The sequence below is a fragment of the Limnohabitans sp. 63ED37-2 genome (assembly GCF_001412535.1).
Lineage (GTDB): Bacteria > Pseudomonadota > Gammaproteobacteria > Burkholderiales > Burkholderiaceae_C > Limnohabitans_A.
Map to the genome: position 1 here is coordinate 872,566 of NZ_CP011774.1, position 16,454 is coordinate 889,019.

14 protein-coding genes are annotated in these 16,454 nt (G+C 61.0%); 2 read left to right on the plus strand and 12 right to left on the minus strand.

Annotation, left to right across the window (positions count from 1 at the left end):
• Positions 1-18: 18 nt before the first annotated feature.
• Positions 19-1,149 carry an aspartate-semialdehyde dehydrogenase gene (gene asd / locus L63ED372_RS04175; RefSeq protein ID WP_062403711.1) on the minus strand — a complete coding sequence of 377 codons (1,131 nt, stop codon included), beginning with the start codon at positions 1,147-1,149 and terminating at the stop codon, positions 19-21.
• A 310-nt stretch (positions 1,150-1,459) separates the two neighbouring features.
• Between asd and L63ED372_RS04180 the strand changes: the two genes are divergently transcribed.
• Together L63ED372_RS04180 and L63ED372_RS04185 are read left to right on the plus strand one after the other, a co-directional pair.
• Positions 1,460-2,335, plus strand: a complete 876-nt coding sequence (locus L63ED372_RS04180) for a bile acid:sodium symporter family protein (RefSeq protein WP_062403714.1) — start codon at positions 1,460-1,462, stop codon at positions 2,333-2,335.
• Positions 2,316-4,070 (plus strand): N-acyl-D-amino-acid deacylase family protein, encoded by a 1,755-nt coding sequence (locus tag L63ED372_RS04185; RefSeq protein ID WP_062403715.1) that lies wholly within the window; start codon positions 2,316-2,318, stop codon positions 4,068-4,070. The genes L63ED372_RS04180 and L63ED372_RS04185 overlap by 20 nt, the downstream gene beginning before the upstream one ends.
• Positions 4,071-4,149: 79 nt before the next feature.
• On the opposite strand, the gene leuB is transcribed toward L63ED372_RS04185, so the two are convergent.
• The 11 genes from leuB to serC form a co-directional block, all read right to left on the minus strand.
• Positions 4,150-5,235: a 3-isopropylmalate dehydrogenase gene (leuB, locus tag L63ED372_RS04190; RefSeq protein WP_062403717.1), complete on the minus strand. Its 1,086-nt coding sequence runs from the start codon at positions 5,233-5,235 to the stop codon at positions 4,150-4,152.
• A 17-nt stretch (positions 5,236-5,252) separates the two neighbouring features.
• On the minus strand, positions 5,253-5,906 hold the full coding sequence (gene leuD / locus L63ED372_RS04195) for a 3-isopropylmalate dehydratase small subunit (RefSeq protein WP_062403719.1): 654 nt from the start codon (positions 5,904-5,906) through the stop codon (positions 5,253-5,255).
• Positions 5,907-5,926: 20 nt separating this feature from the next.
• The gene (gene leuC, locus L63ED372_RS04200; RefSeq protein ID WP_062403721.1) at positions 5,927-7,348 is read right to left on the minus strand and encodes a 3-isopropylmalate dehydratase large subunit; all 1,422 of its coding nucleotides are present in this window, start codon (positions 7,346-7,348) and stop codon (positions 5,927-5,929) included.
• 105 nt (positions 7,349-7,453) lie between these two features.
• Complete coding sequence (lapB, locus tag L63ED372_RS04205) at positions 7,454-8,623, minus strand: lipopolysaccharide assembly protein LapB (protein WP_062403723.1); 1,170 nt, start codon at positions 8,621-8,623, stop codon at positions 7,454-7,456.
• On the minus strand, positions 8,613-8,906 hold the full coding sequence (locus L63ED372_RS04210; RefSeq protein WP_062403725.1) for a lipopolysaccharide assembly protein LapA domain-containing protein: 294 nt from the start codon (positions 8,904-8,906) through the stop codon (positions 8,613-8,615). The genes lapB and L63ED372_RS04210 overlap by 11 nt, the downstream gene beginning before the upstream one ends.
• 94 nt (positions 8,907-9,000) lie before the next feature.
• Complete coding sequence (locus L63ED372_RS04215) at positions 9,001-9,321, minus strand: integration host factor subunit beta (protein WP_062403727.1); 321 nt, start codon at positions 9,319-9,321, stop codon at positions 9,001-9,003.
• Between the two features lie 115 nt (positions 9,322-9,436).
• Positions 9,437-11,116 (minus strand): 30S ribosomal protein S1, encoded by a 1,680-nt coding sequence (rpsA, locus tag L63ED372_RS04220; protein ID WP_062403729.1) that lies wholly within the window; start codon positions 11,114-11,116, stop codon positions 9,437-9,439.
• Positions 11,117-11,331: 215 nt separating this feature from the next.
• Positions 11,332-13,323, minus strand: a complete 1,992-nt coding sequence (locus L63ED372_RS04225; protein ID WP_062403731.1) for a bifunctional 3-phosphoshikimate 1-carboxyvinyltransferase/cytidylate kinase — start codon at positions 13,321-13,323, stop codon at positions 11,332-11,334.
• 3 nt (positions 13,324-13,326) lie between these two features.
• Positions 13,327-14,223, minus strand: coding sequence for a prephenate dehydrogenase (locus L63ED372_RS04230; protein WP_231624558.1), 897 nt, complete (start codon positions 14,221-14,223; stop codon positions 13,327-13,329).
• A gap of 7 nt (positions 14,224-14,230) precedes the next feature.
• The gene (gene pheA, locus L63ED372_RS04235; protein WP_062403733.1) at positions 14,231-15,331 is read right to left on the minus strand and encodes a prephenate dehydratase; all 1,101 of its coding nucleotides are present in this window, start codon (positions 15,329-15,331) and stop codon (positions 14,231-14,233) included.
• A gap of 29 nt (positions 15,332-15,360) precedes the next feature.
• A complete protein-coding gene (gene serC, locus L63ED372_RS04240) occupies positions 15,361-16,452 on the minus strand; it encodes a 3-phosphoserine/phosphohydroxythreonine transaminase (protein WP_062407618.1) in 1,092 nt (363 codons plus the stop codon).
• Between the last annotated feature and the right edge of the window lie 2 nt (positions 16,453-16,454).

The following is a 16,454-nucleotide window of genomic DNA, read 5'->3' on the forward strand; positions in this document are numbered from 1 at the left end:
TGTGGTTTCAATGGTGAATCAGGCATCCAAGAGGATGCGCAGCATGCGGCGCAGCGGCTCGGCGGCTCCCCAAAGCAATTGATCACCAATGGTAAAGGCGCCAATATACTCCGGTCCCATGGCCAACTTGCGTACACGTCCCACGGGGATGGTCATGGTGCCGGTGACGGCCACAGGTGTCAAGTCTTTGATAGTCGCTTCGCGGGTGTTAGGAATTACTTTGACCCAATCATTGTCCGCAGCGATCATGGCTTCGAGATCGGCCACAGGCACGTCTTTTTTGAGTTTGAAGGTCAGGGCCTGGCTGTGGCAGCGCATGGCGCCCACACGAACGCAGAAACCGTCGACCGGAATGGCAGAAGAGCCAAAAGCCTCACCCATGCCCAAAATCTTGTTGGTCTCGGCCATGCCCTTCCACTCTTCTTTGGACATGCCGTTGCCGAGATCTTTGTCGATCCAAGGGATCAGCGAGCCGCCCAGAGGTACACCAAAGTTGGCGGTTTCAGAGGCGGTCAAAGCGCGTTGTTTGGCCACGACCATGCGGTCGATTTCCAAAATGGCGCTCTTGGGGTCGTCCAGCAAGGCTTTGACTTCGGCGTTCAGGGTGCCGTATTGGGTCAACAGTTCGCGCATGTGTTGCGCGCCGCCGCCCGAGGCCGCTTGGTAGGTCTGGGTGCTCATCCACTCCACCAAACCGGCTTTGTAGAGGGCGCCCACGCCCATCAACATGCACGATACAGTGCAGTTGCCGCCCACCCAGTTCTTGCCGCCGTGTGCCAAGGCGTTTTTGATCACGGGCATGTTGACCGGATCCAAGATGATGACCGCGTCTTTTTCCATCCGCAGGGTCGACGCCGCATCGATCCAGTGGCCGTTCCAGCCCGCTGCACGCAGTTTGGGGAAGACTTCGGAGGTGTAATCGCCACCTTGGGCGGTGATGATGATCTCGCAGCGCTTGAGCTGCTCGAGGTTGAAAGCGTCTTGCAGCGTGGTTTCGTTCTTGGCCATCGAGGGGGCTTTGCCACCCGCGTTCGATGTAGAGAAGAACAGGGGCTCGATCAGGTCAAAGTCTTTTTCCTGAATCATGCGGTCCATTAGAACCGAGCCGACCATGCCGCGCCAGCCGACCAAACCTACTAACTTGCTCATTTCAACGCCCTTTCAGTTTTAAACAGTGTCAGACCAGACTGTTTGCCCGGCTCGTCTGGCCGGGAGGGGCGCACGACGAACCAGGCCGGATCAGCCCTTAATGGTCGTGGTTTTTGTGGAAGTTGCACGCGCACCAGCAGCCACTGCAGCGGCAGTGATCAGGTTCAGGGAGAACGTGTGGGCGTGAAACATGGGGCCTGATTGTAGCGGATTGGCTGGCGTGGGCCTGACAAGCGCAAGGGTGCATTGCGCGTAAACCCTTTGTCTTCAGGCTGTTGCGGCTGTCTATACTTTTCGCAAGGATACATGCATGACTTCACAACAACTGATCTTGAGTTTGGTGCTGGCCACCATGGTGTTTTCGGTGTCGCTGGAATTGCGCGTCGAGGACTTCCGGCGGGTCGCGCAAGCGCCGCGTGCGGTGCTGTGTGGCTTGATCCCCCAATTCATCTTGCTGCCGGTCGGCACCTGGCTGGCCACGCTGGTGCTGGATTTGCCCGCCAACGTCGAGGCGGCCATGATTTTGGTGGCAGCCTGCCCAGGCGGCAGCCTGAGCAACGTGATCACCCACTTGGGGCGCGGCAACACGGCCTTGTCGGTCAGCATCTCTGCCGTGGCCAGTTTGATTGCGCTGTTTGCCACGCCCTTCAACTTCAGCTGGATGATCGCGGCCAACCCTGAGACGGCATCGTGGCTGCGCGAGTTGTCGATCGACCCCTCTGGCATTTGGCTGAGTTTGTTGATGGTCCTGGGCATTCCGCTGGCGCTGGGGCTGCTGTTTTCGCACCAGTTGCCTGCTTTGACGCAGCGCATCCGCAAGCCGCTGGGCAATTTTGCCGTGGGCGCTTTGATCTTGTTCATCGTGGCCGGCCTCATCAAGGAGCGGCAGCTGCTGACGCTGGGCCTTTTGCCCACCTTCTTGATTGTGGTCTTGCACAACGCCAGCGGCCTGTTTTTGGGCTGGGCCACAGCCAAGTCCATGGGCATGACTGAGCGCGACCGCAGGGCCATCATGATCGAAGGCGGCATGCAGAACTCGGGCCTGGCGCTGGGCATCATTGCTTTGCAGTTTGGCAGCGATCTGGGCATGGTCACCCTGGCCAGCCTGTGGGGCATTTGGCACATCGTCAGCGGCTTGGGACTGGCTTTTTATTGGAAGAGAAAAGATGCTCGATTGCTTGATTAAGAACGGCACCGTGGTGGACGGTACGGGCGCGCCCGCCCGTGTGGCCGATGTGGGTGTGCGTGGGGGCCTCATTGTGGCGGTGGGCCAGGTGGACGAACCCGCCTTGCAAACCGTGGACGCCACAGGCCTGTGGATCACCCCCGGTTTTGTCGACATCCACACCCACTACGACGGACAAGTGACCTGGGACGAGTGCTTCACCCCCAGCATCTACCATGGCGTGACCACGCTGCTGATGGGCAATTGCGGCGTGGGCTTTGCCCCTAAAAGACCTGGCCATGAAGACGACCTGATCAAGCTGATGGAGGGCGTGGAAGACATTCCGGGGGCGGCGCTGCACGAGGGCATCCGCTGGAATTGGGAAAGCTTTCCGCAGTACATGGACGCGCTGGCCGTCACGCCGCGCAGCCTGGACTATTTGGTGCAGGTGCCGCACGACCCCTTGCGCATGTATGTGATGAAGGAGCGTGCCCTGGCCCATGAGCAGGCCACGGCGCAAGACATCGAGGCCATGCGTTCGCTGTTGCGCGAAGCCCTGCAGGCCGGTGCCGCCGGGTTCAGCACCGGGCGCAGCGACAACCACCGCACCTCCGAGGGCAAGGACACCCCTGCCGCGAATGCGGGCAACGACGAATTAACCGGCCTGGCTCAGGCCTTCGAAGGCCTGGGCCACGGCGTGGTGCAGATCGTGAGCGACTTCAACCTGCTGAACGGCCCCGACCAGTTCGACGCCGAGTTCGACAGCGTGGAAGCGTTGGCGCGGGCCAGTGGCAAGCCGGTGTCCATGACTTGGCTGCAACGCGACCCGGGTGGCGAGCAGTACCTCAAAATTCAGCAGCGGGTCGAAGCGGCGGTGAATACGGGCCTGCCGCTGTACATGCAGACGGCGGTTCGAGGCATTGGCGTGCTCAACGGGCTGGACGCGAGTTTTCACCCCTTCATGGGTTTTCCGTCTTACAAAGAGGTGGCGCATTTGCCTTTGGCAGAGCGTGCCCAGGCGCTGCGCGATCCGGCGCGCAAGGCCCGCATCTTGTCGGAAAAGTCCGAGCGGCTGGCTGGCGACGGCAGCGCCATTCCGCCGTTGGTGGACATCTTGCTGGCCAAGATTGACCTCATCAGCGGCCGCATGTTCGCGCTGGAAGACACGCTCAACTACGAGCCCTCGGTCATGCAGAGCTTTTTGGTGCGGGCCAAGCAGGCGGGCATCAAGCCGCTGGAGGCGATTTACGACCACCTGAGTGCGGGTACTGGCGAAGGCCTGATTTATTTTCCGATATTCAATTACAACGAGGGCTCGCTCGACGCGGTGCGCCGCATGCTGGCCCACCCCAGAGCGCTCAGCAGCCTGAGCGACGCGGGTGCCCATGTGGGCACGGTGTGTGATGCCAGCTTTCCGACTTTCATGCTCACGCACTGGGTGCGCGACCGAGGTCGTGACAGTATCCCGCTTGAAACCGCGGTGGAGATGCTCACGAGCCGCAATGCCCGGTACTTGGGCTTGTCAGACCGGGGCGTGATTGCGCCGGGCATGCGTGCTGACCTGAACGCCATCGACCCCCAGCGCCTGAGCATGGGCCTGCCCCGCCTGGTGCGCGACTTGCCTGCAGGCGGCAAACGCTTTGTGCAAAAGGCCGAAGGCTATGTGGCCACCTGGGTGGCGGGCGAGCAGGTGCAGCGCGAAGGCGAGATCACAGCGGCCCGCCCGGGGCGCTTGGTGCGCATGGGCCAGGCCTGAGGGCGCAAATAAACAAAGCCCGGCCACCTTTGCAGGTGCCGGGCTTTGTTGTTGGCGGAGGTTGATCAGCCGAGTTTGATCAGCCCAGCGCCTTGACCACCGCATCACCCATTTGCGCGGTGCCCACCTTGGTGGTGCCTTCGCTGTAAATGTCGCCCGTGCGCAGGCCTTGGGCCAGCACTTTTTGCACAGCCGCTTCGATGCGCTGGGCCGCTTCGGGCTGGTTCAGGCTGAAGCGCAGCATCATGGCCGCAGACAAGATGGTCGCCAGCGGGTTGGCCACGCCTTTGCCCGCAATGTCGGGGGCGCTGCCGTGGCTGGGTTCGTACAGGCCTTGGTTCTTGGTGTTCAGGCTGGCTGAGGGCAACATGCCGATGGAGCCCGTCAGCATCGAGGCTTCGTCGCTCAGGATGTCGCCGAACATGTTGCCGGTGACCACCACGTCAAAACGCTTGGGTTCTTTGACCAACTGCATGGCGGCGTTGTCCACATACATGTGGTCCAGCGCGATGTCGGGGTACTCTTTGCCCACTTCGGTGACAACGTCTTTCCAGAACTGGAAAGTCTCGAGCACGTTGGCTTTGTCCACGCTGGTCACGCGGCCTTCGGTGCCTGCGGCCTTGCGCTTGCGGGCGGCCTGGAAGGCCACATGCGCGATGCGTTCGATCTCGGGCTTGGAGTAGCGCATGGTGTCGAAGGCTTCTTCCGCGCCAGGAAAGTGGCCATCGGTGGCGATGCGGCGGCCGCGTGGCTGGCCAAAGTAAATGTCACCCGTGAGCTCGCGGATGATGAGGATGTCCAGACCCGAGATCAACTCGGGCTTGAGGCTGGATGCACCGACCAGTTGCTCGTAGCAAATGGCAGGGCGGAAGTTGGCGAACAGCCCCATGTTTTTGCGCAGGCCCAAAATGGCTTGCTCGGGGCGCAGGGGCCGGTCGAGCTTGTCATATTTCCAGTCGCCCACCGCGCCAAACAGCACGGCATCACTGTCCATGGCCAGCTTGAGCGTGGCTTCGGGCAGGGGGTGGCCAAATGCGTCGTAAGCCGCGCCGCCGACCAAGGCGGTTTCCATCTCGAACTTCAAGTCGAGCGTGTTCAGGACTTTGACGGCTTCAGCGACGATTTCGGTGCCGATGCCATCACCGGGGAGGACTGCGATTTTCATGGGGCTTCTCGTGTTTTTTATGCGTTGACGGCGGTGTGAGCCAACCAGGGTTTGGTGGCTAGACGCTCGGCTTCAAAGGCCTTGATCTTGTCGGCGTGGCGCAGGGTCAGACCAATGTCGTCCAGGCCGTTGAGCAGGCAGTACTTGCGGAAAGCCTGCACCTCGAAGGGGATCTCTTCGCCTTGAGGGCGCACCACCACTTGGCGTTCCAGATCGACCGTGAGTTCGTAGCCGGGGAAGGCGGCCACTTCATTGAACAGCAGGTCCACGGCGGCCTCGGGCAAGACGATGGGGAGCAGGCCGTTTTTGAAGCAGTTGTTGAAGAAGATGTCGGCAAAGCTGGGCGCGATCACGCAGCGAAAGCCGTATTGATCGATGGCCCAGGGGGCGTGTTCGCGGCTGGAGCCGCAGCCGAAGTTCTTGCGGGCCAGCAAAATGCTCGCGCCTTTGTACCGTGGCTGGTTGAGCACGAAGTCGGGGTTGGGCTTGCGTTGGCTTTCGGGCACGCCGGGCTCGCCCTTGTCGAGGTAGCGCCATTCGTCGAACAGGTTGGGGCCAAAGCCGGTCTTGCGGATCGACTTGAGGAACTGCTTGGGGATGATGGCGTCGGTGTCCACGTTGGCGCGGTCCATCGGGGCCACGATGCCTTTGAGGAGGGTGAATTTCTGCATGGTGTGATTTCCCGGTCGCTTCAGGCGAATTTGCGGATGTCAACAAAGTGGCCGTGCACGGCCGCGGCGGCGGCCATGGCGGGGCTGACCAAGTGGGTGCGGCCACCCGCGCCTTGACGGCCTTCGAAGTTGCGGTTGCTGGTGGAGGCGCAGCGCTCGCCGGGCTCCAAGCGGTCGGCGTTCATGGCCAGGCACATGGAGCAGCCTGGCTCGCGCCACTCAAAGCCTGCGGCTTTGAAAATCTCGTGCAGACCTTCGCGCTCGGCTTGTTCTTTGACCAAACCGGAGCCGGGCACGACCATGGCCAGCTTGACGTTTTTGGCCACTTTCTGGCCGAGCTTTTTGACGACGGCGGCGGCTTCGCGCATGTCTTCAATGCGGCTGTTGGTGCACGAGCCGATGAAGACCTTGTCGATGGTGATGTCGGCCAGTGCCTTACCGGGCTGCAAGCCCATGTAGGTCAGTGCACGCTCAATCGCGTCGCGCTTGACGTCGTCTTTTTCCTTGTCGGGGTCGGGTGTGTGGCCGTCGATGCCCAGCACCATTTCGGGCGAGGTGCCCCAGGTGACCTGCGGCACGATGGTGCTGGCGTCCAGCTCCACCACGGCGTCAAAATGCGCGCCGGGATCGGACTGCAGGGTCTTCCAGTAAGCCACAGCATGGTCCCACTCCACACCCGTGGGCGAAAGCAAGCGGCCTTTGACGTAGTCGATGGTTTTCTCGTCCACCGCGACCAGGCCTGCGCGTGCGCCGCCTTCGATGGCCATGTTGCAGACCGTCATGCGGCCTTCCATGGACAGGCTGCGGATGGCCGAGCCTGCGAATTCGATGGTGTAACCGGTGCCGCCCGCGGTGCCAATCTTGCCGATGATCGCCAGCACGATGTCTTTGCCCGTCACGCCTTTGGCCAGATTGCCCTCGACTTTGATGAGCATGTTCTTGGCTTTTTTGGCCAAGAGCGTTTGGGTGGCCATGACGTGCTCGACCTCGGAGGTGCCGATGCCGTGCGCCAGTGCGCCAAACGCGCCGTGGGTGGAGGTGTGTGAATCGCCGCAGACCACGGTCATGCCGGGCAGGGTGGCGCCGTTTTCAGGGCCAATGACGTGGACGATGCCCTGGCGCTTGGACAGGAAGGGGAAGAAAGCGGCAGAGCCGTATTCCTTCATGTTGGCATCCAGCGTGGTGATTTGCTCTTTGCTGATCGGGTCGGTGATGCCGTCGTAGCCCAATTCCCAGCCGGTGGTGGGGGTGTTGTGGTCGGCCGTGGCCACGATGGAGCTGACACGCCAGACTTTTCGGCCCGCTTGGCGAATGCCTTCGAAGGCTTGAGGGCTGGTGACTTCGTGCACCAAATGGCGGTCAATGTAGAGGACGGAGGTGCCGTCTTCTTCGGTGTGGACGACGTGTTCGTCCCAGATCTTGTCGTAGAGCGTGCGTGCCATGGAGCTTCCTTGCTGTGCAACCGCACATTTTATGCGGATACCCAAAGGGCGAGCGGACACAAGTGACAGCGTAGGGACAGGCGGATGCCCGCCTGGGGGCGCTGCTCAGAGTTCTTCCACGCGCCGGGGAGGGTAACTGTCCCAGGACTGGCAGCCCGGGCAGTGCCAGAAGTGCTCTTTGGCTTCAAAACCACAAGCCGCGCAGCGGTAACGGGCCAAAGGTTTTGTGGCGTTTTCAAGCGTTTTTTGCACGGGCGCAGGCAAAACGCCGACTTCGTTTCTTGCCCCGTTCAGCCAGCGGCTGGCGGCCATCATGGAGGGGTGGTTTTGCAGATGGTCAAGGTAGCGCTGCAGGGCGTTGGCTTCGCTGGTGGTGGCCGATGGCGTGTTGTGGGCTTCGAGTGTTGTGATCGCATCCAGCACATCGATGCAGGGCTGGCGCTGGTAATGGGCTTTCAACAAATCACCAGCCTGGGTCGCCAAGCCGCAGGCCAGGGCCGCTTGCGCGTAGCTGGCTGCGGCCAAGGGGGCGGCCATGTCGTTGTGCTCAAAAAAGACCGACAAGTTCTCGTAGGCGGCCCTTGCTTGCCCTTGACTCAGCTGCAATTGCCCCATCAACAGGCGAGGCCTGGCCGCACGGGGGTGGTCTTGCAGGGCTTGTGCCAACAAGTCGAGTGCTTTGGCACTGTCACCCTTTTGCACCTCTTCGCGGGCTTGCTCGCATTGGTAATGCGCCAGCCGGGTGCCAAAGTCGGCCTCGCCGGATTTTTCGAGCAAACGGGCCACCGCAGCGGCTTCGGGCCACTCGCGTGAGCGCTCGTAAATGGCCATGCGGGCCAGCCGGGCTTGGCCTTCGTAAGAAGTGCCCTCAAGTTTGCGCAGCGCTTCTTCGGCGCGGTCCAGCAAGCCGGCTTTCAAATAATCGAGTGCCAGACCGTGTTGCGCCCTTTGCCGGTCGGCCTGGCTGATGTCGGCACGCGAGAGCAGGTGTTCGTGCACCCGCACCGCCCGGTCATATTCGCCCCGGCGTCGGAACAAATTGCCCAGAGCAAAGTGCAGCTCGGAGGTGTCCGGGTCGTTTTGGACCGCTTCGATGAAGGCGTCAATGGCTTGGTCTTGCTGCTCGTTGAGCAGGTGGTTCAGGCCCTTGAAATAAGCGCGTGGTGCTTGCCGGTTGGCGATGCGCATTTGACGCAAATCCAGACGAGACGCGATCCAGCCCAAGGCGAATGCCGTGGGCAGGCCCAGCAAAATCCAGGTCAGGTCAAGCTCCATCGGTCACCTCGGACGTGGGGGCGGGGGGTGTAGTGGGTGGGGGCGGGGTATTTTTCTTGACGGCCTGACGCTCGCGCCACCAGCGCGGCACCATGCCCAACACACCCACCACCACGCCCAGCGAGAAGGCAGACAGCACCACCAGCACCGTGGGGGCCGACCAGTAGGTGCTGAAAAAGAAGTTCACACGGGTTTCTTGCTGGTTGTTCAGCGCAAAAGCAAACAGGGTGAAGAAAACAGTGGCTTTCAGCAACCACTGAAGCAGCCAGAGCAGGCGTTTCATGAATGGACCTCGGAAGCTGGAACCATTCTAAAGGCCCAAGCGAAAGAGCCGGTTGTGCGGTCGTGGAGACAAGCGCAAGCGTGCGCCATGCAGGTCATTGTCGAGCGTTTTCAGCGCTTTGCGGTGGCGCAGGGGTGCCCGCATCCACGGCTTCGCGCAGGGCTTTGCCAGGCTTGAAATGGGGCACGCGCTTTTCTGGAATCTGAACGCTTTCGCCAGATCGGGGGTTGCGGCCAACACGGGGTGGACGACGGTTGATCGAGAAGCTGCCAAAGCCGCGAATTTCGATGCGGTGGCCTTTGACCAGCGCGTCACTCATCGCATCGAGCACCGTCTTGACGGCCAGTTCGGCGTCGCGGTGGGTCAATTGCGCAAAGCGGGCGGCGAGTTCTTCAACCAGATCGGAGCGGGTCATGGTGTCAACTTGTTGTGGACGTGACGGGTGTTGCCTTGGGAAGGGTCCTGAAAAAAGCCTGCCCCCATGACAGGGGCAGGCTTTTCAGACAACGGACGTCATCAGATCACGAGGATCAGTTGTTGTCGAGCTTGGCACGCAACAAGGCGCCCAGGCTGGTTGTGCCAGCGTTCTCTGTCTTGGACTGCTGTGACAAGGAAGCCATGGCTTCTTGCTGGTCAGCTTGGTCCTTGGCCTTGATCGACAACTGGATGTTGCGGGTCTTGCGGTCCACGTTCACCACAACTGCAGTGACTTCGTCGCCGACTTTGAGCACGTGGCTCGCGTCTTCTACGCGGTCACGCGAGATTTCGGACACACGCAGGTAACCGATGATGTCTTCGCCCAGGTCGATTTCAGCGCCCTTGGCATCCACAGTCTTGACCTTACCGGTGACGATCTGGCCCTTGTCGTTGATGGAGGTGAAGGTGGTGAATGGATCGGAGTCAAGCTGCTTGATGCCCAAGCTGATGCGCTCGCGGTCCACGTCCACAGCCAAGACCAAAGCCTCAACTTCTTGACCCTTCTTGAATTCGCGCACGGCGTTTTCACCGGTTTCGTTCCAAGACAGGTCAGACAAGTGCACCAGGCCGTCGATGCCGGCAGCCAAGCCCACGAACACGCCGAAGTCGGTGATCGACTTGATCGGGCCCTTGACGCGGTCGCCGCGCTTGGTGTTCTGAGCAAACTCTTGCCATGGGTTGGCACGGCACTGCTTCATGCCCAAGCTGATGCGGCGCTTGTCTTCGTCGATCTCGAGGACCATGACTTCGACTTCGTCACCTAAAGCAACGATCTTCGAAGGTGCCACGTTCTTGTTGGTCCAGTCCATCTCGGACACGTGCACCAAGCCTTCGATGCCGGGCTCGAGTTCGACAAACGCGCCGTAGTCGGCGATGTTGGTGATCTTGCCGAACATGCGGGTGCCCTGTGGGTAGCGGCGGTTCACGCCCATCCAAGGGTCGTCGCCCATTTGCTTCAGACCCAAGGACACGCGGTTTTTCTCGGTGTCGAACTTGAGGATCTTGGCTGTGATTTCCTGACCGGCAGTGACCACTTCGGAGGGGTGACGGACACGGCGCCAGGCCATGTCGGTGATGTGCAGCAAACCGTCGATGCCGCCCAAGTCCACGAACGCACCGTATTCGGTGATGTTCTTGACCACACCGTGAACGATGGAGCCTTCGCGCAATGTTTCCATCAGCTTGGCGCGCTCTTCGCCCATCGAGGCTTCCACCACAGCGCGGCGTGACAACACGACGTTGTTGCGCTTGCGGTCGAGCTTGATGACCTTGAATTCCAGGGTCTTGTTCTCATAGGGAGAGAGGTCTTTGGTGGGACGTGTGTCGACCAAAGAGCCGGGCAAGAAAGCGCGGATGCCGTTGACGAGCACCGTGAGGCCACCCTTGACTTTGCCGCTGGTCACGCCAGTGACGAACTCGCCGGATTCGAGGGCTTTTTCCAAAGACATCCAAGAAGCCAAACGCTTGGCAGTGTCGCGGGACAAGATGGTGTCGCCGTAGCCGTTTTCGATGGAGCCGATGGCCACCGAAACAAAGTCGCCGACCTGGACTTCGACTTCACCCTGGTCGTTCTTGAACTCTTCGAGGGGCACGTAGGACTCGGACTTGAGACCGGCGTTGACAACCACGAAGTTGTGTTCGATGCGCACCACTTCAGCGGTGATGACTTCACCAGGGCGCATTTCGGTACGTTGCAGGGATTCCTCAAAGAGGGCGGCAAAAGATTCAGACATGTGATTTCCTCATCCACAAACAGGACTGACGAACGCGGAATGCGTCGTTTCCAGGAGCTGACTGTGGCGGTTGGTTGTGCGGTGTGAACCGCGGTTGGTTTTAAAAAACCACCTGGCCAGTGTGCAAGCTGCACGAGGAGAGCCGGGTGGAACTTCAAGTCAGCCTGCACAGGGCAGACTGGGTTGGCCGTTGTCAGTGGATCAACTTGTGTCGATCAACCGAAAACCTGCCGGCTTTGCCACCAGACCATCACTTGTTCCACCGAGGCTTCGATGGTCAAGGACGAGTTGTCCAGTTGTAAGGCATCTTGTGCGGGCTTGAGTGGCGCCACGCTGCGGGACATGTCCCGGGCGTCGCGCGCTTCCAAGTCAGCGCGAAGACTGTCGATATTAGCCGAAAAACCCTTAGAAATCAATTGCTTATGGCGTCTTTCAGCCCGTTTGGCGGCGCTGGCGGTCAAAAACACCTTCAAAGGGGCGTCTGGGAAGATCACGGTGCCCATGTCGCGGCCGTCGGCCAGCAGACCCGGCAGGCGCTGAAAACTGTGTTGCAGGTCGACCAAAGCCTCTCGCACGGAGGGCAATACAGACACTTTGGAGGCGTTCATGCCGCCTTGCTCGCTGCGGATCGCATCGGTCACGTCCACGTGGTTCAGCAGCACTTGCTCGCCTTCAAAACGCACGGGCAGGTGGCGGGCAAGGTCGGCGATTTGGGCTTCGTCAGCGGCTTCCAGTGTCAGGCCCACTTGCAAAGCAGCATGGGCGGTTACGCGGTAGAGTGCGCCCGAGTCCAGGTAGTGATAGCCCAAAGCCGCCGCCACGCGGCTGGCCAGCGTGCCTTTGCCCGAGGCGGTGGGGCCATCGATGCAAATCACAGGAATGTTGTGGGCGGCTGTGTGCGCCACCGAGAACAGGGCTTCAAAGTAGTCAGGGAAGGTCTTGGCCACGCATTTGGGGTCTTCGATGCGCACAGGGACTTGGTCAGCATTGAAGGCCGCCAGCGAAAAGCACATGGCCACCCTGTGGTCGTCGTAGGTGTGGATGCTGGCGCGTTGCCACTGGCTTGGCTTGAGTGGGTGGATGGTGATCCAGTCCGGGCCTTCTTCCACAGTGGCCCCGAGTTTGCGGCTTTCGTTGGCCATGGCCGCAATACGGTCGGTTTCTTTCACGCGCCAGCTGGCGATGTTGCGCAGCGTGGTGGGGCCATCGGCATAGAGCGCCATCACGGCCAAGGTCATGGCCGCGTCGGGAATGTGGTTGCAGTCGAGTGTGATGCCCTTGAGTGGCCAAGCGCCTCGGTGGATTTCTAGCCAGTTGGGGCCGCTGGTGATCTTGGCACCCATTTGCGCAGCGGCGTCCATGAAGCGGATGTCGCCTTGGATCGAGTCCGCGCCCACACCCTGGATGCGGATGCCGTTACCTTGCGCGATGGCACCTAAAGCGATGAAATAACTGGCCGAAGACGCATCGGCTTCGACGTGGATCGTGCCCGGCGACTGGTAGCGGCTGCCTGCTGGGATCACAAAGCGTTCCCAGCCTTGGCGCTCGACTTGAATGCCGTAGCGTGCCAGCAGGTTGAGCGTGATCTCGATGTAGGGCTTGCTGATGAGCTCGCCCACCACCTCGATGGTGATGGCGCGGTCTTGGGCTGCCAAGGGCAGCGCCATCAGCAGTGCAGTCAGGAACTGGCTGGACACATCGCCGCGCACGGGGATGGGGTTGTCCAGTTGCAGCGAAGGCTGGCGCACGCGCAGGGGTGGGTAGCCCTCGTTGCCAAGATAGTCGATGGCGCAACCCAGCTCGCGCAGGGCGTCCACGAGGTCGCCAATCGGGCGCTCGTGCATGCGGGGCACCCCCTTGAGGGTGAAGTCGCCGCCTTGCACAGCCAATGCTGCGGTGAGCGGGCGCATGGCCGTGCCTGCGTTGCCCATGAAAAACTCAATCGCCTCAGTCGGCCATGCGCGGCCGCCCAAGCCCGTGATGGTCACGGTGGTGCCATTGACCTGAACGCCGCAGCCCAGTTGACGCAAAGCGGCCAGCATCACGCGGGTGTCGTCCGAGTCCAGCAAGTCGTGGACCACGGTAGTGCCTTGGCACAGTGCCGAGAGCAGCAGCACGCGGTTCGAGATGCTTTTGGAGCCGGGCAGGGTGACGGTGCCGGACGCGCCTTGCAGCGCAGGAAGGTCGAGGAAGGCGGTGGAGAACATGGGTCAGTCTTCAGAGGCTTTGTTGCAAGCATTGCCCGCTTGCAGCGTCCAAGCCGAGCGCACATCGCTGGCTTGTTGAATCAGTTGTTGCAGCGCTGCGGTGTCGCCTTGTTTGAGAGCGTTTTCAAATTTGTCGAGTGCGCTTCGAAAGTGAGCCATCTGCATCAGCACTTCGGCTTGGTTGGCGCCCAAGATGTCGCGCCAGACGGCGGGGTCGCTGGCGGCGATGCGGGAAAAATCTCGAAAGCCAGGGCCCGCCATCTCCAAAAATGCCGCCCCTTGCGCCTGTGCGGTGAGCGCATTGACGGCCGCAAAGGCCAACAGGTGGGGCAAGTGGCTGACGGCTGCAAACGTGGCGTCGTGTGCCTCGGGCGTCATGTGGCTCACATGGCTGCCAATCGCGGTCCAGACTTCGCTCGCCATGTTGATTTGACGAATGCTGTTTTGCGGCAAGGGGGTGAGGATGGTGCGGCGCTGTTGGTAGAGATTGGCCTCGGCATGCTCGATGCCCGCCACTTCTTTGCCCGCAATCGGGTGGGCAGGCACCAAGCAGTTCAGGCGTTCACCCAGGGTCGCTTGTGCGGCGGCGATCACATCGCATTTGGTGGAGCCCACATCCATCAGCAGGGCCTGCGGTGCCAGCGCATCGCGCATGGCGGCAAAGCTGCTGTGCATGGCGCCCACAGGCACGGCCAGCAACACCAAATCGGCACCTTGCACCGCCTCGGCCACACTGTTGCAGGCTTGGTCGATGACCTTCAATTCCAATGCGCGTTGGCGTGTTCTTTCAGAGGCACTGAAACCTGTGATGTGTTGAACCAGGCCAGCCTGACGTAGAGCGAGCGCAAACGAGCCGCCCATCAGGCCGCAGCCAATCAGGGCCAGGCGTTGGAACTTCACTGCGTACTCACTCAGGCACAGGGTAAGAACCCAGCACCTTGTAGAACGCGCACAGGCCTTGCAACTCTTGCAGGGCAGCGGCCACATGCGGCTCGCTGATGTGGCCTTGCAGGTCAATGTAGAAGTAATACTCCCACTGGCCTGATTTGGCGGGGCGCGACTCGAAACGTGTCATGGACACACCGTTGTTCTTGAGCGGCACCAGCAAATCGTGCACCGCACCCGGGCGGTTAGTAACAGAGACCACCAAGCTGGTGCAGTCCTTGCCCGAGGCAGGTGGCGTGGCCAGGGTCTGGGGCAATGTGATCACGGCAAAGCGGGTGCGGTTGAAGGCTTCGTCCTGGATGGCGTGGTGCACGATGTGCAGGCCAAACTGGCTGGCTGCGCGTTCGCTGGCCAAAGCGGCCCAGGCCGGGTTGGTGGCGGCCAGGCGAGCACCTTCGGCGTTGCTGGAGACGGCGCGGCGCTCCACATGCGGCAGGTGCTTGGACAGCCAGCCTTGGCACTGGGCCAGCGCTTGGGGGTGGGCCATCACCACCTCAATACCCGCGTCCGAATTGAGTTGGCGCAGCAAATTGAAGCGCACCTGCAAACTGACCTCGCCCACCACATGCACGGGCGAGCGCAAGAACAAATCGAGCGATCGGGCCACCACACCTTCGGTGGAGTTTTCCATGCCGACCACGCCATATTGGGCGGTGCCCGCTGCGGTGGCGTGGAAGACTTCGTCGAAATTGGCGCAGTAAATCAGGTTGGCCGCGCTGCCAAAAAACTCAATGGCTGCTTGTTCGCAAAACGTGCCTTGGGGGCCGAGCACCGCCACGCGTTGCGGGGCCTCCAAGGCCAAGCAGGCCGACATGATCTCGCGCCAAATCGAGGCGACGTGTTCGTTTTTCAGGGGGCCGGGGTTGGCGCTGGTGATCTTGTCGATGACCTGGGCCACGCGGTCGGGGCGAAAGAAGGGCGAGCCTTCGGCGCGTTTGATCTCGCCGACTTGTTCGGCCACATGGGCCCGTTGGTTCAGCAGGCTCAGCAGTTGTTTGTCCAGCGCGTCAATTTGCACGCGCAGGGCACCCAGGGCATCCGACTGAATGGGTTGTTGGCTCATGAGCGAAAGTCTCTTTTGGATGGCCTGAATCAGGCCTGTGTTTTTTCAAATTCACGCATATAGGCCACCAGAGCCTGCACGCCTTCGATCGGCATGGCGTTGTAAATGCTGGCCCGCATGCCACCCACTGACTTGTGGCCCTTGAGTTGCAGCAAGTTGGCGGCTTTGGCGCCCGCCAAAAAGGCCTCGTTGCGTGACTCATCACGCAAGAAAAAAGGCACGTTCATGCGCGAGCGGCAGTCTTTGGCCACGCGGTTCACATAGAGGCTGGAGCTATCGAGGAAGTCGTAAAGCAACTGGGCCTTGGCGATGTTGCGCTGCTCCATGGCGGCGATCCCGCCGTTTTTTTTGAGCCACTGAAATACCAGCCCGGCGATGTAAATGCTGTAGGTGGGCGGGGTGTTGTACATCGACTGGTTGTCAGCCACCAGTTTGTAGTCAAAGGCACTGGGGCAATGCGGCAGGGCGTGGCCAATCAGGTCTTCACGCACGATGACCAAGGTCAGACCTGCGGGCCCCAAATTCTTCTGCGCACCCCCAAAAGCCAGGCCCACGCGTGACCAGTCCACCGGGCGCGAGGCCACATGCGAGGAAAAATCGACGACCAAAGGCGCATCACAACCCAAGGCTTTGAGGTCTGGCAGTTCGTGAAACTCCACGCCGTGGATGGTTTCATTGCCGCAAATGTGCACGTAACGGCTTTCAGCGCCGATTTGCCAAGTGGATGGCGCGGGCAGGGTGGTGAAGCCACCATCTTGCGCCGAAGCCGCCACGCGGGCTTGTCCGTACTTGCCCGCTTCTTTGAGCGACTTTTGGCTCCAGCTGCCCGTCAGCACAAAGTCCATGGCCCCGCCTTGCGACAGGTTCAAAGGCACGATGGCGTTTTCGGCCAGGCCGCCGCCTTGCATGAACAAAATCTTGAAGTGCGCGGGCACGGCCAGCAGCTCACGCAAGTCGGCTTCGGCCTGCTCGTAAATGCTGATGAACTCCTTGCCGCGGTGGCTCATCTCCATCACGCTCATACCCGAGCTGTGCCAGTCCAGCATCTCGGAAGCGGCTTGCTGCAACACAGCCTCGGGCATGACGGCGGGACCCGCCGAGAAGTTGAAAGCGCGCCCCATCA